This is a genomic window from Pandoraea capi (genome assembly GCF_902459735.1).
Classification (GTDB): domain Bacteria; phylum Pseudomonadota; class Gammaproteobacteria; order Burkholderiales; family Burkholderiaceae; genus Pandoraea; species Pandoraea capi.
Window position 1 is genome coordinate 68,411 of sequence record NZ_CABPRV010000017.1, and the last position, 23,318, is coordinate 91,728.

At 63.7% G+C, this 23,318-nt stretch carries 25 protein-coding genes; 7 read left to right on the top strand and 18 right to left on the bottom strand.

Annotated features, from left to right (window positions below; all coding sequences use genetic code 11):
• Window positions 1-23: 23 nt before the first annotated feature.
• From PCA20602_RS24885 to PCA20602_RS24895, 3 genes are all read right to left on the bottom strand, one after another.
• Window positions 24-1,202, bottom strand: a complete 1,179-nt coding sequence (locus PCA20602_RS24885) for a M20 aminoacylase family protein (RefSeq protein ID WP_150723475.1) — start codon at window positions 1,200-1,202, stop codon at window positions 24-26.
• A gap of 57 nt (window positions 1,203-1,259) precedes the next feature.
• The gene (locus PCA20602_RS24890; protein ID WP_150723476.1) at window positions 1,260-2,492 is read right to left on the bottom strand and encodes a diaminopropionate ammonia-lyase; all 1,233 of its coding nucleotides are present in this window, start codon (window positions 2,490-2,492) and stop codon (window positions 1,260-1,262) included.
• Between the two features lie 63 nt (window positions 2,493-2,555).
• Entirely contained in the window at window positions 2,556-3,824 is a 1,269-nt protein-coding gene (locus tag PCA20602_RS24895; protein WP_150723477.1) for a Zn-dependent hydrolase, read from the bottom strand.
• Window positions 3,825-4,024: 200 nt separating this feature from the next.
• Between PCA20602_RS24895 and PCA20602_RS24900 the strand changes: the two genes are divergently transcribed.
• Window positions 4,025-4,498, top strand: a complete 474-nt coding sequence (locus tag PCA20602_RS24900) for an Lrp/AsnC family transcriptional regulator (protein ID WP_069340255.1) — start codon at window positions 4,025-4,027, stop codon at window positions 4,496-4,498.
• Here the strand turns inward: PCA20602_RS24900 and PCA20602_RS24905 are convergent.
• The 4 genes from PCA20602_RS24905 to PCA20602_RS24915 form a co-directional block, all read right to left on the bottom strand.
• Complete coding sequence (locus PCA20602_RS24905; RefSeq protein ID WP_343032118.1) at window positions 4,455-4,889, bottom strand: porin; 435 nt, start codon at window positions 4,887-4,889, stop codon at window positions 4,455-4,457. The genes PCA20602_RS24900 and PCA20602_RS24905 overlap by 44 nt on opposite strands.
• Window positions 4,890-5,097: 208 nt before the next feature.
• A complete protein-coding gene (locus PCA20602_RS24910; protein WP_174981591.1) occupies window positions 5,098-5,790 on the bottom strand; it encodes an HD domain-containing protein in 693 nt (230 codons plus the stop codon).
• Window positions 5,791-5,795: 5 nt separating this feature from the next.
• The gene (locus tag PCA20602_RS25790) at window positions 5,796-5,933 is read right to left on the bottom strand and encodes a hypothetical protein (protein ID WP_174981594.1); all 138 of its coding nucleotides are present in this window, start codon (window positions 5,931-5,933) and stop codon (window positions 5,796-5,798) included.
• A 58-nt stretch (window positions 5,934-5,991) separates the two neighbouring features.
• Window positions 5,992-6,306 carry an alkaline phosphatase D family protein gene (locus PCA20602_RS24915; RefSeq protein WP_174981597.1) on the bottom strand — a complete coding sequence of 105 codons (315 nt, stop codon included), beginning with the start codon at window positions 6,304-6,306 and terminating at the stop codon, window positions 5,992-5,994.
• Here PCA20602_RS24915 and PCA20602_RS26440 point away from each other — a divergent pair.
• Window positions 6,244-6,375 carry a hypothetical protein gene (locus PCA20602_RS26440; RefSeq protein ID WP_425495714.1) on the top strand — a complete coding sequence of 44 codons (132 nt, stop codon included), beginning with the start codon at window positions 6,244-6,246 and terminating at the stop codon, window positions 6,373-6,375. The genes PCA20602_RS24915 and PCA20602_RS26440 overlap by 63 nt on opposite strands.
• Before the next feature lie 69 nt (window positions 6,376-6,444).
• Here the strand turns inward: PCA20602_RS26440 and PCA20602_RS24920 are convergent, their stop codons facing one another.
• From PCA20602_RS24920 to PCA20602_RS24940, 5 genes are all read right to left on the bottom strand, one after another.
• Complete coding sequence (locus PCA20602_RS24920) at window positions 6,445-7,188, bottom strand: amino acid ABC transporter ATP-binding protein (RefSeq protein WP_150723479.1); 744 nt, start codon at window positions 7,186-7,188, stop codon at window positions 6,445-6,447.
• Between the two features lie 13 nt (window positions 7,189-7,201).
• Window positions 7,202-8,341: an amino acid ABC transporter permease gene (locus PCA20602_RS24925; protein WP_150723480.1), complete on the bottom strand. Its 1,140-nt coding sequence runs from the start codon at window positions 8,339-8,341 to the stop codon at window positions 7,202-7,204.
• A 13-nt stretch (window positions 8,342-8,354) separates the two neighbouring features.
• Window positions 8,355-9,248, bottom strand: a complete 894-nt coding sequence (locus tag PCA20602_RS24930) for an ABC transporter substrate-binding protein (protein ID WP_240493403.1) — start codon at window positions 9,246-9,248, stop codon at window positions 8,355-8,357.
• An 87-nt stretch (window positions 9,249-9,335) separates the two neighbouring features.
• Window positions 9,336-10,424 carry a TauD/TfdA family dioxygenase gene (locus PCA20602_RS24935; RefSeq protein ID WP_150723481.1) on the bottom strand — a complete coding sequence of 363 codons (1,089 nt, stop codon included), beginning with the start codon at window positions 10,422-10,424 and terminating at the stop codon, window positions 9,336-9,338.
• Window positions 10,425-10,815: 391 nt separating this feature from the next.
• The gene (locus tag PCA20602_RS24940; RefSeq protein WP_240493404.1) at window positions 10,816-11,511 is read right to left on the bottom strand and encodes a GntR family transcriptional regulator; all 696 of its coding nucleotides are present in this window, start codon (window positions 11,509-11,511) and stop codon (window positions 10,816-10,818) included.
• A 223-nt stretch (window positions 11,512-11,734) separates the two neighbouring features.
• On the opposite strand from PCA20602_RS24940, the gene PCA20602_RS24945 reads away from it, so the two are divergent.
• The 4 genes from PCA20602_RS24945 to PCA20602_RS24960 all read left to right on the top strand — a co-directional run bounded on the left by PCA20602_RS24945 (window position 11,735) and on the right by PCA20602_RS24960 (window position 15,614).
• The gene (locus PCA20602_RS24945; protein WP_150723482.1) at window positions 11,735-12,784 is read left to right on the top strand and encodes a D-cysteine desulfhydrase family protein; all 1,050 of its coding nucleotides are present in this window, start codon (window positions 11,735-11,737) and stop codon (window positions 12,782-12,784) included.
• Window positions 12,785-13,039: 255 nt separating this feature from the next.
• Entirely contained in the window at window positions 13,040-13,426 is a 387-nt protein-coding gene (locus PCA20602_RS24950; RefSeq protein ID WP_246182334.1) for a DoxX family protein, read from the top strand.
• A 243-nt stretch (window positions 13,427-13,669) separates the two neighbouring features.
• Complete coding sequence (locus tag PCA20602_RS24955; RefSeq protein WP_069340263.1) at window positions 13,670-14,374, top strand: response regulator; 705 nt, start codon at window positions 13,670-13,672, stop codon at window positions 14,372-14,374.
• A 79-nt stretch (window positions 14,375-14,453) separates the two neighbouring features.
• The gene (locus tag PCA20602_RS24960; protein ID WP_150723484.1) at window positions 14,454-15,614 is read left to right on the top strand and encodes an ATP-binding protein; all 1,161 of its coding nucleotides are present in this window, start codon (window positions 14,454-14,456) and stop codon (window positions 15,612-15,614) included.
• A gap of 79 nt (window positions 15,615-15,693) precedes the next feature.
• Here the strand turns inward: PCA20602_RS24960 and PCA20602_RS24965 are convergent, their stop codons facing one another.
• The 5 genes from PCA20602_RS24965 to PCA20602_RS24985 all read right to left on the bottom strand — a co-directional run bounded on the left by PCA20602_RS24965 (window position 15,694) and on the right by PCA20602_RS24985 (window position 22,041).
• Window positions 15,694-18,159, bottom strand: a complete 2,466-nt coding sequence (locus tag PCA20602_RS24965) for a patatin-like phospholipase family protein (protein ID WP_150723485.1) — start codon at window positions 18,157-18,159, stop codon at window positions 15,694-15,696.
• A gap of 206 nt (window positions 18,160-18,365) precedes the next feature.
• Window positions 18,366-19,067 carry a polysaccharide deacetylase family protein gene (locus tag PCA20602_RS24970; RefSeq protein ID WP_150723486.1) on the bottom strand — a complete coding sequence of 234 codons (702 nt, stop codon included), beginning with the start codon at window positions 19,065-19,067 and terminating at the stop codon, window positions 18,366-18,368.
• 10 nt (window positions 19,068-19,077) lie between these two features.
• Window positions 19,078-20,292, bottom strand: a complete 1,215-nt coding sequence (locus PCA20602_RS24975) for a glycosyltransferase (RefSeq protein ID WP_150723487.1) — start codon at window positions 20,290-20,292, stop codon at window positions 19,078-19,080.
• 224 nt (window positions 20,293-20,516) lie between these two features.
• Window positions 20,517-21,098, bottom strand: coding sequence for a fasciclin domain-containing protein (locus PCA20602_RS24980; RefSeq protein WP_150723499.1), 582 nt, complete (start codon window positions 21,096-21,098; stop codon window positions 20,517-20,519).
• A 46-nt stretch (window positions 21,099-21,144) separates the two neighbouring features.
• Window positions 21,145-22,041 (bottom strand): alpha/beta hydrolase, encoded by an 897-nt coding sequence (locus tag PCA20602_RS24985; RefSeq protein WP_150723488.1) that lies wholly within the window; start codon window positions 22,039-22,041, stop codon window positions 21,145-21,147.
• Window positions 22,042-22,446: 405 nt separating this feature from the next.
• Here PCA20602_RS24985 and PCA20602_RS24990 point away from each other — a divergent pair, with 405 nt between their 5' ends.
• Window positions 22,447-22,995 (top strand): lipocalin family protein, encoded by a 549-nt coding sequence (locus tag PCA20602_RS24990; RefSeq protein ID WP_150723500.1) that lies wholly within the window; start codon window positions 22,447-22,449, stop codon window positions 22,993-22,995.
• A gap of 13 nt (window positions 22,996-23,008) precedes the next feature.
• Here PCA20602_RS24990 and PCA20602_RS24995 read toward each other — a convergent pair whose 3' ends face one another.
• Entirely contained in the window at window positions 23,009-23,299 is a 291-nt protein-coding gene (locus tag PCA20602_RS24995) for a type 2 periplasmic-binding domain-containing protein (protein WP_150723489.1), read from the bottom strand.
• Window positions 23,300-23,318: the final 19 nt, after the last annotated feature.

Consider the following 23,318-nt stretch of genomic DNA (forward strand, 5'->3'; position numbering starts at 1 on the left):
CGACACCGCACCGGAACACCCGTTCAGCGCGGCAGGCTGTCGCGCACGATCTGCGCGAAGTAACGCGCGCCGAGCGGCAGAATCGCGTCGTTGAAGTCATAGCCGGCGTTGTGCAGCGGGATCGCGCCCGGCACATCGCCGCTGCCGTTACCGATGAATGCGAAGTTGCCCGGCACGTGCTGCAAGAAGACACCGAAGTCTTCCGACGCCATCATCGGCGCGACGTCGTCATCAACGCCCGCCTCCCCCGCCACCGCCTTCGCGGCACGCACGGCGAGCGCCGTGTTGTCGGCCCAGTTCACCGTCGGTGCAAATTCATGCGTGTACTCGAACTCGCAATGCGCACCGTGCATCGCGCACGCGCCCATGCAAATCTCGCGCATGCGCGCTTCGAGCAACTGCTGAACGTCAGGGGTATAGCTTCGCGTGTCGCCCTTGATGACGACGTTCGTCGGAATCGCATTGCGAATGCCGTCCGTGATGAACTCGGTGCATGACACCACCGCCGACAGCCCCGGATCGACGCTGCGCGATACCACGGTCTGAAGTGCCACCACGATCTGCGCGCCGATCACCAGCGGATCGATGCCCATGTGCGGACGCGCCGCATGCGTGCCCTTGCCGCGAATCCGGATGACGAAGTTGTCCTCGCTCGCCATGATGCCGCCGGTGCGCGTGGCGATCCGTCCTGCCGGAATTCCCGGCATGTTGTGCACGCCGTAGATCGCATCGATGGGCAAGCGCGTGAGCAGCCCGTCGGCGATCATCGCCTTCGCGCCGCGGCCATGCTCCTCGGCGGGCTGGAAGATGAAGCGCACCGTGCCGTTGAAGTCACGCGACTCGGCGAGCAACTTCGCCGCGCCAAGCACCATCGACATGTGACCGTCGTGCCCGCACGCATGCATCTTGCCGGGCACCTGCGACGCGTAATCGCGCCCCGGCGCCTGCTCGGCGATCGACAACGCATCCATGTCAGCGCGAATGCCAATGGCGCCGCCACCCGTCCCCACGCGGAGGTTCGCCACGATGCCCGTGCCGCCGATGTTGCGGTGAACCTCCAGCCCGAGGCTCTCGAGAATCGTCGCGACCGTCTGCGACGTGGCGACCTCTTCGAATCCCGTCTCCGGCAACCGATGGAAGGCATGCCGCCAACCGGTGAGCGCCTTGGCGAAATAGGTGTCCTGCGCGATGTCCTGACTCATGGCCGATTACCCTTTCCGGTGATGTCGATGGTCTCGATGATCTTGATGACGTCGATGTCAGCGTGTGAGCCACGCCTGCTGACGCGCCTCGACGTCGGTTGCCGACTCGCCCACAAGCGCCGCATACACAGACGGTGCCGTCGCGCCTTCGGTGTTGATGAGCAACACGCGCGAGTCGACCGTCAGCCCGAGCGCCGCCGCCATCGCGGGCGTCGCCGCGGCCAGCGCCAGTCCGGCCAGCCCGGCGACGCCGGACTCTCCCGCGACGAACGGCACATCGGTGTCGCTGCCGCGCGCAAGACGCTGCATGGCATCGACCGCCTGCGCATCGGTGACGGTCATGAACGCGTCCACCGACGGTTGCAGGAAACGCCAGGCAAGCGGCGACGTCTCGCCACACGCCAGTCCGGCCATCACCGAATCGACCGACCCCGACGCCGAGGCCGCTTTGCCTGCGATGGCGCTCTGATAGAGGCAATCGGCCTGTTCCGGCTCGACGACCACGAACGTCGGACGCCACACGCCCCAACGCTCCCAGAGATAGCTCACGATCCCGGCGGCCAGCCCGCCCACGCCGCCTTGCAGGAAGACGTGCGTCACGGTGCTGACAGCGCCCACGCGCGACGCGTCGTCGTCGAGCGCTTCCGAGACCTCCGCCGCCACCGTGCCGTACCCCTGCATCACGTCGCGCGGAATGACTTCGTATCCATCGTAGGACGTATCCGAAACCACGTGCCACCCATGACGGGTGGCAAGCGCCGCCGCTTCCTCGACGGAAGCGTCGTAGTTTCCGGCGATGCGCACGATCTCGGCATCGTAAGCGGCAATCGCCTGCTCGCGTTCGTCACTCACGTGGGCGTGCAGCACGATCACACAGTGACAACCGATACGCTGCGCCGCGGCCGCCAGCGCACGACCGTGGTTGCCGTCCGTGGCGCTGATGACGGTGAAGCCGCGCAGCGCTTCGCGGTGCTGCCCCGTGAGCAGCGACTGCGCCGTGAATCCCTGTGCCCCGAACTCGCGCAACAGCAGACGCACCAGTGCAATCGGCGCGCCGAGCGCCTTGAAGCTGCCGAGCGCCGATCGCTTCGCCTCGTCCTTCACGAGTACGCTGCGCACTCCGAGCGACGCGGCCAGTCCGGGCAACGTGCGCAGCGGCGTGCTGCCGGGCGCGAGCCCGTCCCAATGCGCCAGCCACTCGCGGCTTTGCTGCGCACGCGCGATGCTCATGATGTCCTGAAGTTCGGCCGGGTAAGGCGCACGCGTGGCGCGAGGATTGACGTAAAGCATGGGGGGCTCCGGTGTTGCGGGATGTTCAGAAAAGACGATGGGGTGACGTAGCGGCAAACGACATCACGCCGGCACGGCGCCAAGACGATGCGCGACGACATCGAGCAGCACTTCGGCGCCGCGCACGAGCTGATCGTCGTCGGTATGCTCGCGCGGGTTGTGGCTGATGCCGCCCCGGCTGGGCACAAAGATCATGGCGGCCGGCGCGATGCGCGCGATCATCTGCGCATCGTGCCCGGCGCCCGACGTCATGCGTTTGTACGAGAGCCCCATGCGCTTGACGCTGGCTTCGATGGCGTCTGCCAGTGCAGCATCGAAGACCACCGGCTGGAACCGCGCGAAGCGCTCGGTCGAGACACGCACGCCCTCTTCCGCCGCCGTCTTCATCAGGAAATCGGCCAGACGCGCTTCGCTCTCGCTCAGGCGTTGCTCGTCCGGATCACGCATGTCGACGGTGAATACGGCACGACGCGGAATCACGTTGATGACACCCGGCTCGAACTTGATCGTGCCGACGGTCGCGAGCGTCGTGCCCGATTCGACGGCGATGCGGCGCAGTTCCGCCACCGTCGCGGCGGCCACGTAGCCCGCATCGTGACGCAGACTCGTCGGCGTCGTGCCCGCATGGTTGGCATTGCCCTGCACGGTGATCTGCTGCCACGAAATGCCCTGCAAGTTCTCGACGACGCCGATTTCCAGTCCCTCGGCTTCGAGGATCGGACCTTGCTCGATGTGCAGTTCGAGGTATTCGTGCGGCACGAGCGTGCCCGGCGCCATGTCACCGGCGTAGCCGATACGCACGAGTTCGTCGCCCAGACGCGCGCCATCCGTGCCGATGGCATCGAGCGCTTCCTCCACCGGCAGACCGCCCGCGTGGACCAGCGACCCCATCATGTCGGGGTGAAAGCGTGCGCCTTCCTCGTTGGTGAACGCCGCCACGGTGATCGGGCGCGAGGGCACGATGCCCGCGTCGCGAAACGCACGGGCGACAGCCAGACCGCCCAGCACACCGTAGCAGCCATCCAGCGCACCGGCGTTGATGACGGTGTCGATATGCGAGCCCATCATCAACGGACGCGGCATCTGACCCGCTGCGTCCTTCGCGGACGGCAGCGTGCCGAAGATGTTGCCGATGCGGTCGATCTGCACGTCGAGATCGAGCTCACGCATCCAGGCGACGACCTGATCGCGGCCGGCCTTTTCGTCGTCGGAAAGGGCGACGCGCGTGCGTCCGCCCGCGACAGGATCGGCGCCGATGTCACCTAGGTCGCGCAGTTGTTGCAGCAGGACGGGGCCGTTCAGACGGAGGGCGGGGGTTTTCGTGTCGGACATGAGGCGGTCGGTCGTTCTTGTAGGTATGGGAAAGCGTGAAACGGGAAGCGGGAAGCGCATATCGCAGATATTGCAGGGATGACGCCGGGAGACGGCACGTTGCCGCTAGCGGAGTATCATCGGACAGCCTGAATAATATTCCGCGCAGCGCGTACGATTCACGCGTTTTTGCCGTCTCAAGCGAACTTTTATTGCGCCCCATGAGCCTCGACAGCTACGACATCGCCCTGCTCGCGGCGATTCAGCAAGACGCGACGACGCCCCAGCACGCGCTGGGCGCGCAGGTCAATCTGTCATCCGCAGCGGTGAACCGGCGGCTGAAGAAGCTCGCCGACGAAGGCGTGACACGCAAGACGGTGTCGCTGGTCGATCCCGAGCGCGTGGGCTATCCGCTCACGATCATCACGGAAGTCGAAGTCGAGAACGAGCGGCTCGACCTGCTCGACGCCATGAAGCGCAGCTTTCTGGCGTGCCCGCAGGTGCAGCAGTGTTACTACGTCGCGGGAGAATGCGACTTCGTCGTGATCATGGTCGTGCAGAACATGGCGCAGTACACGGCGCTCACGCGCACGCTCTTCTTCGAGAGCAACAACGTGAAGCGCTTCAAGACGCTGGTCTCGATGAGCAACGTCAAAGTCGGACTGGAAGTGCCGCTGGACGCCGTCGCAGACTGAGCGTTGCGACGGCGCGGGCGGATTGGCCGACAGGCGGATTGGTGAGAAGAAGTCCCGAGGTGCTGGACGGACGCGCTACGAAGAAGTTGCCCTGCGTGGGCAGCACCTGATCGATGGGCGGATCGTACTGACGCCCGATCAGCACCGCGCCCCACTCGCGGCTCGTCAGTCCCACATAGGCCTGACGGCCGAACTCGCGCGAGCCTTGCAGCAGGCGTCCGTTGGTCGAATCGAAGCCGTTCTCCAGCTTGAAGACGGATTGCAGCCCGCCACCGGGATCCTCGGTGCCGGTCAGGCCCCAACGCGTGCCGAGGCCGTTGCCGGTCACCATCGATATCTGGCTCTGCTTGCCGCCCGCGTGATTCACATATTGCAGGCTGGTGTCGATGATGCCCTACAGCGTCACTGAACTCTGCGCCATCGCGACCGACGGCATCGCGCAGACAGCACCCAGCAGCAGACCTGCCGCAATCGGCATCTTCATCGTTATATTTCGCATAACTAATTAAATGAACAACGGTTGACGAATATTCATTCGTCGACGTGGTGGAGTTTTCGCGTCGGACGACCCGTCGCCCGACGATTCAGCGCATTTACCGTTAGCGCTCGGGAGAGATTTCCTCACGCAGCAGATCGACGTACGCCCGCATCGTGGCCACACGTCGCTCGCCGATGCGCTGCGCCGTGGTGGTCATGAGGCCGTCGGCCAGATGCAGCAGTTTCGTTTCGAAGTGATCGAGTGCGAAACGACGGTCGTCCAGCTCACGGTGGGCCGCGAACGGATCGACGGGGTCGTACAGTCGCGAACCGTTGCGTCCGGCCACGTAGAACGTGCGAGCGATGCCGATGGCGCCGATGGCATCGAGGCGGTCGGCGTCGCGCAGCACACAAGCCTCGTGCGAACGCGGGGGAATGCCCGCCGAGAAGCTGTGCGCTTCGATGACGTGGGCGGTGGCATCGATGCGCGCCGCTTCCCAGCCCATCGTACGCAGCACTTCGCTGGCCTTGCCGGCGGACAGGCGCGACGCCTGCGAGCGGCGCGGATCGGTCTTCTCCACTGCCACGCAGTCATGCAGCAACGTGGCGACGGCGAGCATCTCCAGATCGAGCCCGGACGCCTCGGCGGCGATCTCCTTCACCAGTTTCCAGACACGGATCAGATGCGACCAGTCGTGCGAGCCGTCGTCGCTGTCTTGCTGGCTGGCCTGCACGCCCATCGTGTCGAGTACGGCAGCGATGGTGTCGCCATGCGGATGAAAAGCTTGCAGCAGCGGATTGTCGGAAGGCGTCATGAGGGTCAGATTTCCAGTGCGCCGGTCCTGCCGTTCTCGATGACGAAGCGTTTGCTCGTCCGGACGGCGCCACCCGGCTTGTCGGTGAAGTCGATCGTTCGCAGATCGGTCAGAAGTTCGTTGCGCGTTACGGTGCATCGCATATAGCCGCGCTGCTCGCTCTCGAAATAGTTGACGCGGGATTGTCCGGCATGCCCTGCATCATTGGCCGGGCCAGCGGCTCGGGCCGCAAGGCGCTGATCGACGTGCCCACGATTGCAGGTAACGATACAGCTCGCCATTGTGACGCATGTCGAAGGGCGTCATCTTCACGGTCGAGGCGACCACGTTCCATTGCGCTGTCGTCTTTTGTAGACGGTCGGCCAACCAGAGCTCCTGCCCCTGACCCAGCATCGAGCGGTCGGCGATATCGAGCTGGCGTCGCTGCTGGAGCCGCCGCTGACGACCGTGGCGATCCCGACGCAGTCGCTCGGCGAGTCCGCCGTCGACATCTTCCTGCGCAAACGCGCCGGACAACCGGCATCGGTCAGCACCGTGAAAACGCGCCTGATCCTGCGGGAATCGACCGGCCCCTGCCCGGCCTGAATCGCAGGTCGGAAGTCCCCGTGCAAAGCACCCCCCCCCCTCGCACATGAACGTTCGAGGGGGTCTTTCTTACAGACGCTTCGCCTGGCGAATGCTGCGCAAGAACGCGCGCGTGCGCTCCTGCTGAGGATCGCCGAATATTTGCTCGGGCGGCCCCTCTTCGCACACTGCGCCGTCGCACAGGAAGCAGACTTTCGACGCCACTTCGCGCGCGAAGCCCATCTCGTGCGTCGCCAGCAGCATCGTCATGCCCTCGTGCGCCAGATCGCGCACGATGTTGAGCACTTCCGACACCAGCTCCGGGTCGAGTGCCGACGTGATTTCGTCGAGCAGCAGCACCATCGGGTCCATCGCCAGCGCGCGCACAATCGCCACGCGCTGTTGCTGCCCGCCCGACATGCGATCCGGGTACTCATTGGCCTTGTGCGCGAGGCTGAAGCGTTCGAGCAACGCCATCGCTCGCGCTTCGGCTTCACGCTTCGGTTGCTTGAGCACACGGATCGGCGCCAGCGTCACGTTCTCCAGCACGGTCATGTGCGGGAAAAGGTTGTAGCCCTGGAAGACGATGCCGATGTCGCGGCGCAGCGAGTTGACGTCCACGCCCGGTCCGGTGATGCGATCGCCGTGCACGAGGATCTCGCCCGCGTCGATCGATTCCAGTCCGTTGATACAGCGCAACAACGTCGACTTGCCCGAACCGGACGGCCCGATCAGACACACCACCTGATGCTCTTCCACGGTCATCGCCAGACCGTTGATGACGGAAACGTCCCCGTACGACTTGGCGATATCGCGAATCTCGATGAATGACATGGTCGTTCGCTCCTCAGGCGCCGCCAGCGCGCATGCGGGCGCGGTCGCGTTTTGCCATCCGTTCCACGAAACGCACCTGCGGAACCGAGATGATGATGAAGAGAATGGCCACGGTGGTCGCTGCCGACAGGTTGTAGTGGTTCGACGCGATCACCATGGACTGGTTGAACGCATCGATCACCCCGACCACGTTGACCAGCGCCGTGTCCTTCTGCAAGGCGATGAACGCGTTGAGCAGCGGCGGAATGATCTGCCGGATGCCCTGCGGCAGCACCACGAAGCGCAGCGTCTGCGTGTACGACAGGCCGAGCGAGCGCGCCGCCGCCACCTGAGACCAGTGCACGCCCTGAATCCCGGCGCGGTAGATCTCTGCGACGTAGGCGCCGACGGTCAGCGTCAGCGCAATCACGACATACGTGGTGAGCGACAGGTCCTTCAGGATCGGCACGCCGGTGAGCGGCAGACCGAAGCCGACCAGATAGATCACCAGCACGGCGGGCATCGCGCGGAAGATGTCGACGTAGGCCGTGGCGATGAAGCGCAGCGGCTTGCCGGCATTACCGGGGGCGAACATCGCCAGCGCCACGATCAGGCCCCAGATCAGCACAAAGACTTCCGCGATCAGGAAGATCTTCACGTTCACCCAGAAGGCAGTGAGCACGAGCGGGAACGTGTTGACGATCAGCGGCACGAGGAAGAATGTCTTCGCCACCGCCAGATTGTTCGCCAGCACGAACTGCAACGCGAGCACCACGATCAGTTGCGCGAGCGTGTAACCCAGCGTGATCCAGCTTTGCACGCCCGCCTCCGATCTGGCCACCCGTGCCGCGACGATGTCGCGACGCGAGGTGGCGCGTCCGAAGTCCCGATAGCGCGCGAAACCACGCGCGAGCGGCATAAGCACGAGCAGCGACGCAAGACCGAGCACGACGGTGCCTACGGGCACCCACCAGCCGTTCAACTGGTCGGCGAGCAGCCCATCACGCAGCGCGGCGATCGTGTAGACACTGCTGGCGACGGCAATCGCCGCCCCCAGCAACGCACACAGGCATAGCACCGTGGGCGCCGACGGCATGCCGCCGATGTTCAGGCGACGCTCCCGGCCCATGCTGCCGAGGATCGCCTCCGGCGCCTTTTGAGTGGATTGGCTCATGGTCGTGGCGACCTCACGGCGTCAGGATCGGCAGCTTGGCGGGATCGGCGCCGAGGCTCGGCACGAGATATTGCGTGGCCAGACGGTCGAACGTGCCGTCCTTCTTCATCTCGGCGATCAGCTTGTTGAACGCGGCGAGGTTCGGCGAGTCCTTGTTGACCAGACCGCCCCACTGCTCGCTCGTGTCGTAGCGGCCAACGACTTCGAAGCGGCCTTCCGACTTCTTGGCGATGGACAGCACGTTGGGCGTGTCGTACAGCACGGCGTCGACCTGACCGGCGGCGAGCGCGGCGTACATGGCGGCGGCATCGGTGTAGACCTTCGGGTGCTCGGCGACCTTCACCTTGTCCGTCAGATACGGCAGGATCGTGGTGCCTTGTTTCACGCCCAGACGCATCTTCTTGATGCTCTCGCGATCGACCTTCGTCCCCGTCTTCACGAGAATGCCCTGATCCGAGTTGAAGTACGGGTCGGTGAAGTTCACGACCTTCTTGCGCTCGTCCGTGATGGTGATTTCGCTCAGCGCGATATCGAAGCCCTTTGCCTGCCCCGTCACCACTTGCGCAAACGAGCGATTGACGACGATCACGCGATCCAGACCTGCGCGGTAGGCCATGTTCGCGGCCATGCAGTACTCGAAACCGTCCTTGATGGTGTCGGGCGAGTCGCCGTTCCACCAGCCCGGGGCCGGCAGCACGGGACGCACCGACAGCGCACCCGGCGTGACCGTTTCGAGCTTGATCGAGCCACGCGTGCCGGTGACCTGGCAGTTGCCGTAGTCGGGCGCGGCGGCGGCCGTCGTCGACATCGCGCAGAGGCCGCCCAGCATGAGCGGAATGAGCAGCATGCGCAGCGGGGTCGTCTTGCGGGTTGCGCGTTTCTTGTCTTGCCGTTCGATCGGGTTCATGGGGAAGTCTCTCCTTGCGTCTTGAGTGTGGGGTTCGGGGGCGCGAACGTCAGGGTTAGGGTCAGGCGTCGGGCTCAGGTGGCGAGCTCAGGCAGCGGCTGCGGACAAATTGGCAGGCAGTGCGGCCGCCGGTTGTGCAATGCCGCCGTGCGGCTTGCCGGCACCGACATCGCCCCATAGCACGGCGTGATCCTCCGGCAGGGCGCGCGAGTTGGGCATCGACAGCCACAGACGCATGAGCATGCGGTCCTGCCCCGTCTTCACGTCGTCGACGAAGGCGGTGCGGCCGTGGTACACGATGTGATTGTTGAGCAACTGAATGTCGCCCGGCGCGAAGCGCATCTGGAAGCATTCTTCTTCGGCCAGCGCCATGAGCATCTGAATGGCTTCGTGCTCGGCGTCGCTGAGCTTGCGCACGCCCGGCAGCATCTGCGCGTTCTCAATATAGGTGAGCGAGAAGTGGCTCGTCAGCTTGCCGTCTCGCACGCCGAAAATGGGCAGGTCGTAGGCGACGTGTTCGCCACCGGCTTCTTCGCCGAAGCGGCTGCGCGGAATCGGCTGGCACAGCAGTGCGTGCAGGTCCGGACGGCGCTTGAGCATCTCGTTGTAGACGGTGGCGCTGCTGGCCAGCTTGCTCACGCCGCCTTCGGATGCCTGACGCACGCACAGCAGGCCGACGACATCGCAGCGATCCGTGTGGAAACGCAATTGGCCGGGCGACAGCGTGCGGGCGCCCGACGAGAGGAATGGTTTGCCCGAGCTGTCGACCGTCGCGCCATAGAGCTTGGCGCCGACGCCCATACCTTCGTCCTTGATCTCGCGCATGACTTCGCCGCGGTAGTTCTGGAACATCGGCGTGCCCAGATGCGCGCCCAGCGCGTACCACATGCGGCGGAGTTCTTCCGTGTTGTAGCGGCCCACGTCGAGACCGCGAATCTTGACCATGCCCGAGCCGTTTTCGAGTTCTTCGCGCACATCGTCCAAAAACGCGCCGGCATCGGGCAGCGGGAAGTTCTGACGATTGATGTCGCGCCAGTCGATGTCGCGCGTCAGTGCGATCGCGGCGTCGATCTGCGCCAGCACCTGCGCCGGGAACGTCTTGACCCAACGGTCGTTGTTCAGCATTTCGGCACCGCGCCAGACGGCAGCGCCCTGAAGACTCTTGGACTCGGACATGAAACCCTCCTGATGGATGTTGATTAGTAGTTCGTCCTGCGTTGTATATACATGTAAATACATTAAACCCAGTTTTTCGATTCCGGCAATCAGGGGTTGCGTCGGATCAGGGAAAGTCCTAGCCCTGGAAAACAACACAGCGGCGAGGTGTCCTGGGTGTGCTCTACAGCGCAGTGCGGGCGCGCGCAGCGCCTCGCTGGCAGACGACAGGCGAGACAGATGATGGGCCCGAAGCCCCGCGCGGGACTGCCCGAACAGCCGGGTACGCATGACCCCGGTCACATGGACTATACGCGATCAAAAATGAGTCCGTATATTATTTATTATTTTCGTATACGATTTTGGGCGAACGAAAAGCATGAAAAGCGCATAGGAAACGAGGGATGTCGCTCTAAACCTTCCCGCTCAATCGGAAGAACGCCATCACCTCTCGCTGTGTCTGTTCGAGGTGTTTGCGAAGCAGGCGTACGGCCGTTTTCGTGTCGCCAGCAGCGCAGGCGCGGTGAATGGCGATGTGTTCGTCAGTCGAGCGCTGGTGATCGTTGACGGCGGACAGATGCGCGCGCAGAAAGCGTCCCATGCGTTCTTGCGCAGCCTGTGCCGTAGCGACCAGACGCGGGCGATTCGCCGGGGCGTAAAGCGCCTGATGGAACGCCAGGTTAAGATCGCTCCACGACTGCGGCGTATCCGCCTTCGCATAACGCTTGAGCAACTGTTCGGCCAGCGCCAGATCGCTCGGCGCCATGTTCGGCACCGCCAGTTCCAATGCGCGGCATTCGAGCGCGATGCGCATGTCGAGCATCTCGACGCAGTCGTTGACGGTGAGCGGCGAAACGATGGCGCCGGCATTGCGCTTGAGCGATACCCACCCCTCGGATTGCAGACGCATCAACGCTTCGCGCACCGGGATCTTGCTCACGCCGATCTGCGCTGCGATGTCGTCCTGACGAATCGGCGCCCCCTCCGGCAACTCGCCCGAGAGGATCTGCCGACGAATCGCCTCATAGGCGCGCTCTGCGGTCGAGAGCGATGCGGTATCAGGGCTATCGACGATATCGGCAGTATCGGTGTGGGCGATTCGGGTCACGGAAGCTCGTCAGGCGAAAGGTGGATCAAGGCGAGAATGAACGACCCGACGATTATACAATTTCAATATTCCGTATACTTTTTCAGGTCGACGCGTTGGACGCGCTTTCAGTCCGGTTCCCCCTGACTTTCCGGCGCGCGACATAAAACATCAGACTCCCCCCAACCACAGTCACCCACATCGACGCTGGGCGTGCTGAAGACCGCCAGCGTCAGGAGGCAGCATGATCTCTTCGTTGCAATCGGCACTCGATAAATTCCCCACCGTTTCCCTGATGAGCCAGCCAACGCCCATTGCGCGTCTCACGCGGCTCGAACAGGCGTGCGGCGCACAAGCACGCGGCATCCGCATTTTCGTCAAGCGCGACGATCTGGGCGACACCGGCGGTGGCGGCAACAAGCTGCGCAAGCTTTCGTTCCTGCTGGGTGAAGCGCTTGCCACGAACGTCGACACCATCATCGCCATGGGCGGGATGCAATCGAATCATGCGCGTCTGACGGCAGCGGCCTGCGCACGTCTGGGACTCTCCTGCGAACTGCTGCTCGCCGACCTGGTGCCGAAACACGAGACCGACTACCGCGAAAACGGCAACGTTCTGCTCGACCGGATTCTCGGCGCAACGCTGACGTTTGTGCCTGCCGGCAGCGACACGATGGGCATTGCAAACGCGCGCGCACAAACATTGTCGGCGAGCGGCCGCAAGGCGATGGTCATCCCAACAGGCGGATCGTCGCCGCTGGGCACGCTGGGGTATGTCGGCTGCGCACAGGAAATTCTCGATTACGAAGCCGCGAACGGCATCGAGTTCGGTCACATCGTGGTACCGAACGGCAGCAGTGCCACGCATGCCGGTCTGACGGCCGGTCTTCAGATTGCCGGGCGACGCGGCAAGATCGTGCGCGCGTACTCCGTGCTCCATGATCAGCCGACGACGCTCGCCAAAACCGTGCAACTGGTCGAAGACGCACTCGCGTTACTCGGCGCAAGCGACACCCCCTTCGACGCCACGTCGGACGTCATCGTGGACGGCAACTATCGCGGCGACGGCTACGGCCTGCCGACCACCGCGATGATCGAAGCCGTGCAGCGACTCGCACGCACCGAAGGTCTGCTGCTCGACCCGGTGTATTCGGGCAAAGCCTTCTCCGGCTTGCTCAACGATATCGAGACCGGTCGCTTCGGCACCAATACCGACGTGTTGTTCGTGATGACCGGCGGCACGCCCGGTCTGTTCGCCTACCGAAGCGCCTTCGCCCCCGACACCGCGAATTGAGCACCGAACGTATGGCAAAGGCCGCCTTTGACGGATGGCATCGGCGGCCGACTACCACGCTTCGCAACACAAAGGTGGTGTGCCGATTGTTCCGTCCATGCAACTTTGAATTTCCGGAGCGCGTATTTTGTGCGGCGCAGCGCGTCGATATGATGAGCGCCACCTGTGGCAGCACGAACGCCGACAGGCACGAGTCAGTACGGATTGCCGACATCTTCGTCGGGTGACATTTGCTTTTGGATGAGAACAATCGCCATGCAGCGTTTCAATATTCAGTGGGTTGCGCGGGTGTTGATGTCGGCCCTGTTCCTGATCGCAGGAATTCGCAAGATTCTGGCCTTCAAGGCTACCGTCGGTTATTTCGCGGCCATCGGCCTGCCGTTCAGTGAAGTCGTCGCCGTGCTGGTCATCCTGATCGAAGCCGGCGGCGCCATCGCGCTGATTCTGGGCTGGCGCCTCAAGCCGCTCGCGCTCGGCCTTGCGATCTACACCGTGGCGACGGCCTTCATCGGCCACCGCTTCTGGGCCGCCGACCCGGCGCAGTTCAGCGGCCAGTTGAACAACTTCTTCAAGAACATCGCCATCGCCGGCGGCTTCCTGCTGCTCCTCGCTCAATCGGATTCGTCCAATTCGAAAGCGTAAGTGGCTTTGCGTCGCTGCGACGACTTGACAACGTAACGACGTAACGATCTAACGCCCCGGCGCGACGGCCTCCAACGCCGCGCTCCCAACCCCGACAGGCCCCGGCCTTCGGGGTTTTTCTTTTAAGGGAGTGCTTAACAAAGTTAGGACGACGCTGCCATAGAGAATTGTCGAGTTTTGTCGACTTGCCATACCGGCGTGCACGAAGCCGTTACACTCCCGACATCTCGTGAAAACTCCCAAATGTCTGCCCGAATTCTCCTCGTCGAAGACGACGCCCGTCTTTCCGCACTGATTAGCGGTTATCTCCAGAAGCACGGCTATCAGGTCGAGTGCGTGCTCGACGGCGCGCGGGCCGTGCAAACGATTCTGCGGCGGCGTCCCGATCTGGTGATTCTCGACGTCAACCTGCCGGGCAAGGACGGCTTCGAGATCTGCCGCGAAGCCCGCGCGCAGTATCGCGGCATCGTCATCATGGTGACGGCGCGCGACGAGGAATTCGACGAGGTGCTCGGCCTTGAACTCGGTGCCGACGACTACGTCCACAAGCCGGTCGAACCGCGTGTGCTGCTCGCCCGCATCAAGGCGCAATTGCGACGCAACGAGCATCTCGCGCCGAACATTAATCAGCCCGAAAGCCTGCTGCTCGGCAAGTGTCGTATCGATCGCGGTACCCGCTCGGTCACGTTGCCGAACGGCAAGCAGCCCGAATTGACGTCGGCCGAATTCGATCTGCTCTGGGCGCTAGCGTGTTCCGCAGGCGAAGTCGTGACGCGCGACGCGCTGGTGCGGCAACTGCGTGGCGTCGAGTTCGACGGGATCGACCGGTCCGTCGACGGCGGCATCTACAAGTTGCGTCGCAAGCTCAACGATGATCCGGCGGCGCCGCAATGCATTCTGACGGTGCGCGGCAAAGGCTACCAACTCAACAAGTCGTGCTGGGACTGACCCGGCGCAATTTCGCTGACGACTTACCTCACGACCTCAATCTCGCCCTAATTCACGACCGGCCTCGCCGGCACTGACGATGCAGACCGACAAACTCCAGCCCTATCGCTACTGCCGGCTGCGGTGGCTGCGATTCCGACGATCGTGGACGGACACGCGCGCCGACCGGCGGCCAAGCTGGTCGCGCCTGTATGTGCGCACGTACACGAAGCTGCTTCAGCTCTGTCTGATGGTGCTCGCCGTGCCCGCGCTGATGCTGTGGATCGTCTTGCCCCAGAGCGCGTGGGAGGGTGTACTGAGCGCGTCGCACTTCGTGGTGCCTTGCGTGCTGAGCACGCTGCTGCTGCCCGCGTTCGTGGCGTATCGCTGGATGCGCCCCGTCTGGCTCGATCTCGTGATGGTGCGCGAGCGCGCCATCGACTTCAGCGGCGGACGTTTTCACACCCGCGCCAAGGAGTCGTACAGCGTGATCATCGGCCCTCTGGCGCGTACGCTCAACGCGCTGGCCGAGCGCATGGAGAAACTGATCGCCACGCAACGCGATCTGACAAACGGCATCTCCCACGAGTTGCGCACGCCACTCGCGCGGCTGCGCTTCGCACTGGAAATTCTGCGTGATCCGACGTCCGAGCCGCAGGCGTGTCAGCAAGCGTTAGTCGGCATCGATCAGGACGTGACCGAACTCGACGAACTGATCGACATGAGCCTCACCTTCGCACGGCTCGAATACAGCTCGCTCCAGTCGAATCTCGAAGCGACGTCCGTGGCTCACTGGTTCACCAATCAGGTTCGCGACGCGACACTGCTCTATGCCGAACGGGAGATTACGCCGACATGTCAGCTCGATGCGTCGTGTCAGGTCGTCATGGACAAGCGGCTGATGTCGTATGCGATGCGCAATCTGCTGCGCAATGCCAGTCGTTACGCGAGATCGCGCATCGAGGTCGGCATGGCCTTGCGGCACGGCAACATCGAGATCTACGTCGAAGACGACGGCCCCGGCATCGCGCCGGCGGATCGCGCGAAGATCTTTGACGCCTTCGTGCGCCTCGACCGCCGCACCGGCGGGTACGGCCTCGGGCTGGCGATCACCGAGCAGGTCATGCGGGCGCACCACGGCAACGTTGCCGCGACCGATCCGGTGCGCCTCGGCGGCGCGCGCTTCGAAATCCGCTGGCCTGCCGTGACCGCGTCGACCTCTGCGACTTCGCTTCCGGCCTCGCATCCTGACGCGCCCTAACGCCCCCTAATGCCCCCAAACGCTCCCTGACGCGGCCTGACCGGCTGTCGGTCGCCGCGCCGCATGTCGGCGTCGCCCGTCAATACGTGCGGCCCAACTGGAAGTAGAGGTTATTGCGTCCGCCGGGCGCCATCGCGAAACCAACGTAGATCGGACCGAACGAAGTCGTCAGCGCCGTGAACAGCGTGACGCTGCGCTTGAGCGTACCGCTGCCAAAGGCGTCATCAGCCGACCAGACGTTACCGGCCTCCAGACTCACGCCGACGAACAACCGGCGAATCGGCGATGCGGTGAACGACGCAATGCGATTCATGTACGTGATGTTGCCGTACGCCATCGAGTTGCCCGCCAACTGGTCGGCCGCATACGCCGACAGATGCTGGAAGCCGCCCAGCGTAAAGCCGAACGGATTCGTCACGTTCACGCCGCCGAAGTTGTTGCCTGCCTCAAGCGTGGCGCTCACGCTGTGCCGTCCGTAGCTCATCGCCACCATGCCCTTGCCGTACACCTCCGTGTAACTGTTGCTGCCCGCAAACAGCGAACGCTCGGCGCGCAACTCGGTGAAGTAACCACGTCGCGCGAATTGCGGATCGTCGAGCTGATCGATGACCAGCCGGGCGCGCGCGCTCAGTTGTCGTCCGGAGATGTCGGGGAACAGCAGTTGCCGGTACGCACCCGGATCGTCGTCGTCATCGTCGCCGATAGGCAGGTTGTATTGCGGCACAGCCGTGCCATGCGCATAGGCGACACCGATACGGAAGTCGCCCAGCGTCGAGACCGGGAAACCGATGTCGACCCCGGCCCGCTCGGTCGTGAGCCGGTAGCGGGTGAGTTTGACCTCGACCGAGTCGTCGTACAGATTCGCGTGACGGCGCTGCACGTCGACATATGGCGCAATGTACGCGCCCCACGGATTCGCGAACGGCTGGCGCAACTCCGCGTGCAGTTCCGCGACGTCGCTGCCGAGCGTGGTGTCCACGCGCGCTTCGAGGCCGCTGCTCGTCAGCCACGGGCGACGATAGCCGAGATGCAGACGGAAGCTGCCCTCCTCCTTCGATGTCGCCGACAGCCCCAACCCGAACAGCAGGAAGTTCGGGCCCCAGCGCTTTTCCTGCGCTGTGATGACGAGTTTGTTCTGTCCGTTCTCGTCGACGAACTGCTGCGTGACGCTCTCGAAATCGTCTTCGTTGACGAGCGCGAGGAGGTCCTTGTTGACGACGGCCGGGTCGTATACGTCACCCTCCTTCACATGCAGCGCGGCGCGAATCTTCTCAGCCGGCACCACCCCGCGCGAATGGACTTCGACTTTCGCGATGCGCACCGCCGGGCTCTGCATCGTCGAATGCGCGCTGCGCCAGACGGCATATTGCGCCGGGCTCAATTCAAGTTGACGCAGCTTCGGCAGCGCCGCCCGCGCGGCCGCCTCACCCGCAGCGATCGCTTGCGATGCGTTTTCGAAATCGGTGAAGGTCAGACGCCCCAGATCCGGCTGAATCAGCACATCGCTCGCGTGCAGTTGTTCGCGCTGGCGAGCGACGTTCTGGCGAATCAAAATGCCGACCATCTGCTGGAAGACATCCGCCGGGGACGACAGCGCATCCAGCGGACGCAGCGGCGAACCGATATCCACGGCGATCACGATGTCCGCCCCCATCGCGCGCGCCGTTTCCACCGGCAGATTGCTGACGATGCCACCGTCGACGAGCGTGCGACCGCCGACATCGACCGGCGAGAAAAGACCGGGTAACGCCATGCTTGCGCGGATGGCTTGCGGCAACGAACCGTGATCGAGCACCACCATCTGTCCCGTCTGCAAGTCGGCTGCTATCGCGCGAAACGGCACGGGCAGCCTGTCGAACGACACCGAGCCACCGATGGCCGGCGTCCACTCCTGCAACAGCGCCTGAAGCTTGTTGCCGTGCACCAGACCTGACGGAAGCTGGAATCCGTTACGTCCGAAACCGAGGGAAAAGCTGTCGACGTAGTAGCGTTCGTCTTCGCGTTGCGATTGGGGTAAATCGCTGCGATCGGTGACGTCGAATGCGATGTCCGCGAGATTCACGTGCTCCAGCCGGGCACGCATCTCCTCGGCACTGAGCCCGCTGGCGTAAAGCCCGCCGACGACTGCGCCCATGCTGGTCGCCGCAACGCAATCCACCGGGATGTGATTCTCTTCGAGCACCTTGAGCACGCCGAGATGCGCGTAGCCGCGCGCACCGCCGCCGGACAGCACCAGGCCGACGGAGGGACGGCCGGGAGCGCCGCCTTGCACGCGGCACACGGTGCCGCCAGCAGGCGCTGACACGGAGGCAGAGCCCGAACCCGCTGACGTAGCTTGCGATGCAGGCGCAGCCCAAGCCGAGACGGGGACAGCGGAGGTGGCGAGCGCCGGGGCGACGTTGGCACCTTGCCCCGCCGATGCGCCCGGCGCAGCTTTTGCTATCGGAGCGCAAAGCCCCCCAAGGACAGCGCCGGTCAGCAGGCACAGACCCAGCCAGCGAAAACCGTCCCGGTAGCGCTTTTGGAGATTCGGGAAACGGCTCATGGCTTACGGGGCGGCTGGGAAAAGACGCAAGAATACCCGTTTTCCGTTTCACCCAACGGACCGGACGGGCGGCACGTAGCGCCGCACAGTATCCGCGAATTACGTTTGGGAAATATCCTTGCCGCGAAGCGTGCGTTTCGCGCGTCGCTGATCCGTCGCGAACCTGCCGACGGTAGCCGGCGCGGGCATGGTGAAACGGTGATCGCCTAGCCCATCAGGCATTTGAACAGGAGGCGCAAGGCCCCCACGTCTGGTGCGACGGCCACGCGCGGCAGCAGGAAGGGATCGTCGTGAGGCGCGACACGGCCACGTCGCGTGGTGGTGGCGTGCAGATACCCCGCGCGCTCAACGATGTCGCGCACGTCACGGGTGACATTCCCATAGGGGTAGCAAAACGCTTCGATGTTGGTCCCGCACGTCGTCTCGAGCCGGTGTTTGGCGCCGATGATTTCGTCGACGGCATCCGCCTGCGGGATATCCGGCAGCGACACGTGGTTGAGCGTGTGTGCACCGGCCTCGTGCCCATGACGCATCCACGTCAGCAGTTGGTCCCGGCACATCAGCGGCTCGGGTGCCGGACCGGCGTGCGCGTCCCAGTCGTTCCACCCGCCCAGGCGCGCCGCCACGAAATAGCAGGTTGCGGAGAAGCCCAACGAATCCAGTACTGGCATAGCGTTATCGAAGACGCTGACGAAGCCATCGTCAAACGTGATGGCGAACACGCGCGCACGCCCCTGCGCACGCCGATGAGCCTGAAACTCCCGCATGCTCAGACCGTGATAGCCGAGGCGCCTGAGCCATGACATCTGCGCCGCGAAGGTATGGGGATCGACACACAGGCCGCGCAGCGGATCGTCGCGCGACGGGACCACGCGAATCTGGTGGTACATCAGGATCGGAAGCGCCATGCGAACGGTCTCAGGCGGCTTGCTTTGCGGTGCGCCGTTTGCGTCGCTGCGGGCTTGCGATGCTGCTGCGATGCGCTTCCATAGATGCCGTCAGTGCCATCGGTGCCATCGGCGCCATGCGCGACGACACCGCATCGACATACACCGCGTGCGTGGCTGCGACGAAATCGTCGAAGTCGAATTCCGTCGCCCCTTTTTGTCGCGCCATGTGTCCCATATGTCGCGTGCGTTCGGGTTTGTCCGCGATATGCATGAGGACGTTGGCAATCGCGTGCGGATCGCGCGGGGGCACGATCCAGCCGTCCACCCACGGCGTGACGTTTTCCGGCAGGCCGCCGACGTTGGTCACGAGGCTGGCGCAACCGGCCGCCATGGCTTCGCGGCATGCGTAGGAGAGGCTTTCGTGGTACGAGAGGACGAACGCCACATCGGTGGCGGCGAGCAGGTGATGCACGTGGTTGATGGAACCCGTGAAGAGGATCTGCGCATCGAGTCCGCATTGCTCGACCATCGCGCGTTGTTCGAGGCTCGGATCGGTACCGGCGAGCCAGACACGAAAGCGCCGACGGGTCGCTTCGGGCAGCAAGGTCAGTGCGGTCACGAGATCGGCCCACCCTTTCGCTGCGCCGGTACCGGCTGCGCTGCCGAGCACGATGCTGTCGTCCTTCGCACCGAGCAGCGCGGCACGGCGGCGCAGGCGCTCGTCTTCGGAGAGCGGTTCCGTACGCGGCGCACGCACACCGTGTTTGACGACGACGATGTTCGGATAGGCCGAGTCGCGTTCGAGCATCGACTGGACATAGTCGCTCACCGCAATCGTGCGCGACGTACCGAACCGGGCGCGCAACCGGTTGCCAAGCGAGTTGGCAGGATACGTGTTGTGCTTGGTGAAGACGATTTCGGGCCGGGTCGCCAGCCCCGCGACGGCGAGCATGACCTGACGATGATCGGGAGAGCCGTTGACATGCACGACGTCGAACTGGTTGTCGCGAATCAGACGGCGCAGGCGCAACGTCTCACGCCAGAAGCTGTGCCAGCGCGGCTTGAAATCGATGCTGACGGCGGTGATGCCGGGGAGTCGTGCGACCTGCTCACCGAGCCAGCTACCGGGGGGCGTAGCGACGGTGATCCGATGATCGCGCCGCATCGCCAGCGCGAGTTCCCGTACGTAAGTGTCTTGCCCGCCGCCGCAGCCGACGTGAAAGTTGGTGTAAAGAATTTTCATCCGTGTCGATCCGGGTAGGGCCCGAAGGTGTCTGCACGAATGGTAGGGAGACCCGGCCCGATAGGGTGTCGAGTCTCGATGAGATTTGTTGCGTTTTGTCGCCGGACGACGGCGAATGTGTCGGCAGAGAAGGTACGGGGACATCGTCAACTCACGTCCCCGTACTTTCGGGACAGGCGATCGCCAGAAACGCGGAACGCCACCTCGGCGCGCGACATGAGGCCTTACGGCAACAAGACCTTGTCCACGACATGAATCACGCCGTTCGACTGCATGACGTTGCTGATCGAAATGTGGGCCACGCCGCCTTTGTCGTCCGTCACGCTAAGGTGCCCGCCGTCCTTCTTCACGGTAAGCGAATCGCCTTCCACCGTCTTCAGCGACGCCATGCCATGACCGTCGTCGACGGCTTTCATCAGATCCTGAGCGGAAAGCCTTCCCGGCACGACGTGATAGGTAAGGACTTTGACCAGCGCAGGTTTGTTCTCCGGCTTCAACAAGGAATCGACGGTCCCTGCCGGTAGCGCGGCGAACGCTTCATTCGTCGGCGCGAAGACGGTGAAAGGCCCGGGGCCGGACAGCGTATCGACCAATCCGCCGGCTTTCACGGCGGCGACAAGTGTCGTGTGGTCTTTGGAATTCACCGCGTTCTCGACGATATTCTTCGAGGGGTACATGGGCGCTCCACCGACCATGACCGTCTTCTCGTTGTCCATCGGCGCGGCATTCGCATGGATCGCCCCGCCGAGCGCACAGCACGTTGCCACAAGCACCGGCAGAAATCCGGTGGCATAACGAGTCTCCATTTCATCACCTGTTTGATGGCGCTTCGCAAAGCGGAAGCCTTCTCTATTACGAGCGGCACCGGTCCGCGGATGCATGTTCTGTTGAAGCATTCAGATAGGTGACGATGTCGTCCAGCACGGGCGCGACGCCTCTTAGCGGAACGCTCACCGCACCGATCATCATCGCGTGGCCGACCGGATAGTGGTGTACCTGCACTTCACTGCCATGGCTGCGTAACTGTTCTGCGAAGCGCTCGGTATTGCCCGGGTCGACAACGGTATCGGTGTCGCCGACACCGAGAAACATCGATGGCTCTTCGCCCGTCACGAAATGAATGGGCTGACTCGCCAGTCGCACCGATGCCGGAAATATGCGCCCCAGCACGGCGCTGTGCAGCGGTAGAAAATCGTATGGGCCCGCGAGCCCGATCACACCCGCGATATCGCACTGACGCAATCCGTTGGCTCGTAGGTATGTGGCATCGGTCGCGAGCAATGCCACGATTTGCGCGCCGGCCGAATGTCCCATGAGAAACAAGTGCTCAGGATCGGCGCCATATTCGCCAGCATGACGCCGCGCCCAACGGACCGCCAGCGCGGCATCGTCGACAAAGGTCGGGAATGTGACTTCCGGATAGGTGCGATAGTCGGGCACGATCACCATGAATCCACGCGACGCCAGCGCTTCGCCGACGAATCGATAGTCCGCACGGTCGCCGTTCTGCCAACTCCCCCCGTAAAAGAACACCACCACCGGCATTGCGCTGGTGGACACAGCCCCCTGCGGCAATGGCAGATAGACGTCGAGCCGCTGCCGTTCCGAGGCGCCGTAGGCAATCGTCCCGACAGTACGATAGGTCTCGCGCGGTGTGAGCGCGTCGACCAGGCCGATAGGACTGCAAGCGCTGAGCGAGAGCCCCGCCAGCAAGACCATCAGCAGGCGGCCAAACAAAGCGTTCACCATCATCGCTCCTTTTGACGGTTGGCGATCCAGACGTGACAAGCGGTGGGGAATGCGACAAGCAGGGCGAAACAGAAGCCGGTTGTTCCCTGCACATGGCTAGATACGGGCGCGACAGCCAATCGGATGCACGTGGAGCGGCGGGGAGACACACATTTCTCCGGTTTCGTGCATCCGCGCGGGCGCGGCATCCGTATCAACCACGGTGAGACGGAGTGCCCACGACCCACATGGAGAATTCATATGCCGCGTGCCGCCTTAATGGACATCAAGGAAATCAAGGACATCAAGAACTTCGGGGATGTCAGGGACGTCGGTCGGGTGCGACATACCCCGAATCGTGGCGGACGTCTTTGGCGACGCACGCTGACGTGCGTCGTTCGCGTTATCGGCGCGGCGACCGTGGGCATGATGCTCGCGGCATGCTCGGGATCGCCGCCAAACCCCAATCCTCGTGCAGAGGTTCCACTTCGTCCGGTGCCGGTGGATTTGCCGAAATACATGGGGCGCTGGTACGTAATCGCCAACATCCCCTATTTCGCCGAGCGCGATTTCGTCGGCAGCCGTGCGGAGTGGGTATTGCGCGACGACGGCAAGATCGACGATCACTTCTATGGCCGCAAGAACGGCTTCGATCAGCCCGAGCGTCATTACCAGTTCGTCGACAGCGTCGTGCCCGGCAGTGGCGGCGGGCACTGGCGAGTCCGGCTCTTCTGGCCGATCTACGTCTCCCAACTCACGCTCTACGTCGACCCCGACTATCGCTACACGCTGCTCGGCTACCCGGACAAGTCGCTCGGCTGGATCTTTTCCCGTGAACCGGTGATGGACGACGTCACCTATCGCGCCCTGCTCGCCCGCTTCGACGCGATGGGCTACGACACTTCACGCTTCCGACGCGTGCCGCAGATGCCCGAGCAAATCGGGCAGGCGGGATTTGCGTCGCCAGGGCGTTGAGGTCGTTGTGCTTTCATGTCTGGCGTTTGGGTTGTGTCGTCGACCGCAGGGCCACCGTCAGCGCATGCAGCGCCCCTTTGACCTGTGGATCTCTCAGACTCGTGTACAGCACGACGTCTCTCGACGGTAGCGCCGGAAGGCCCAGACGGGACGAGAGATCCACCGTTCCTCGCGGGGCCACCCGACGCCCCAACGCCGCGACGCCCAGCCCGGCCGAAGCGGCCGCCCCTACGGTATTGACGCCCCCGCCCACAAACGCTTCGGTCCAGGCGACGCCAGCCGCGTCCAGTGCATTGACGGCCATCGCGTATGAGGTCGTGCAT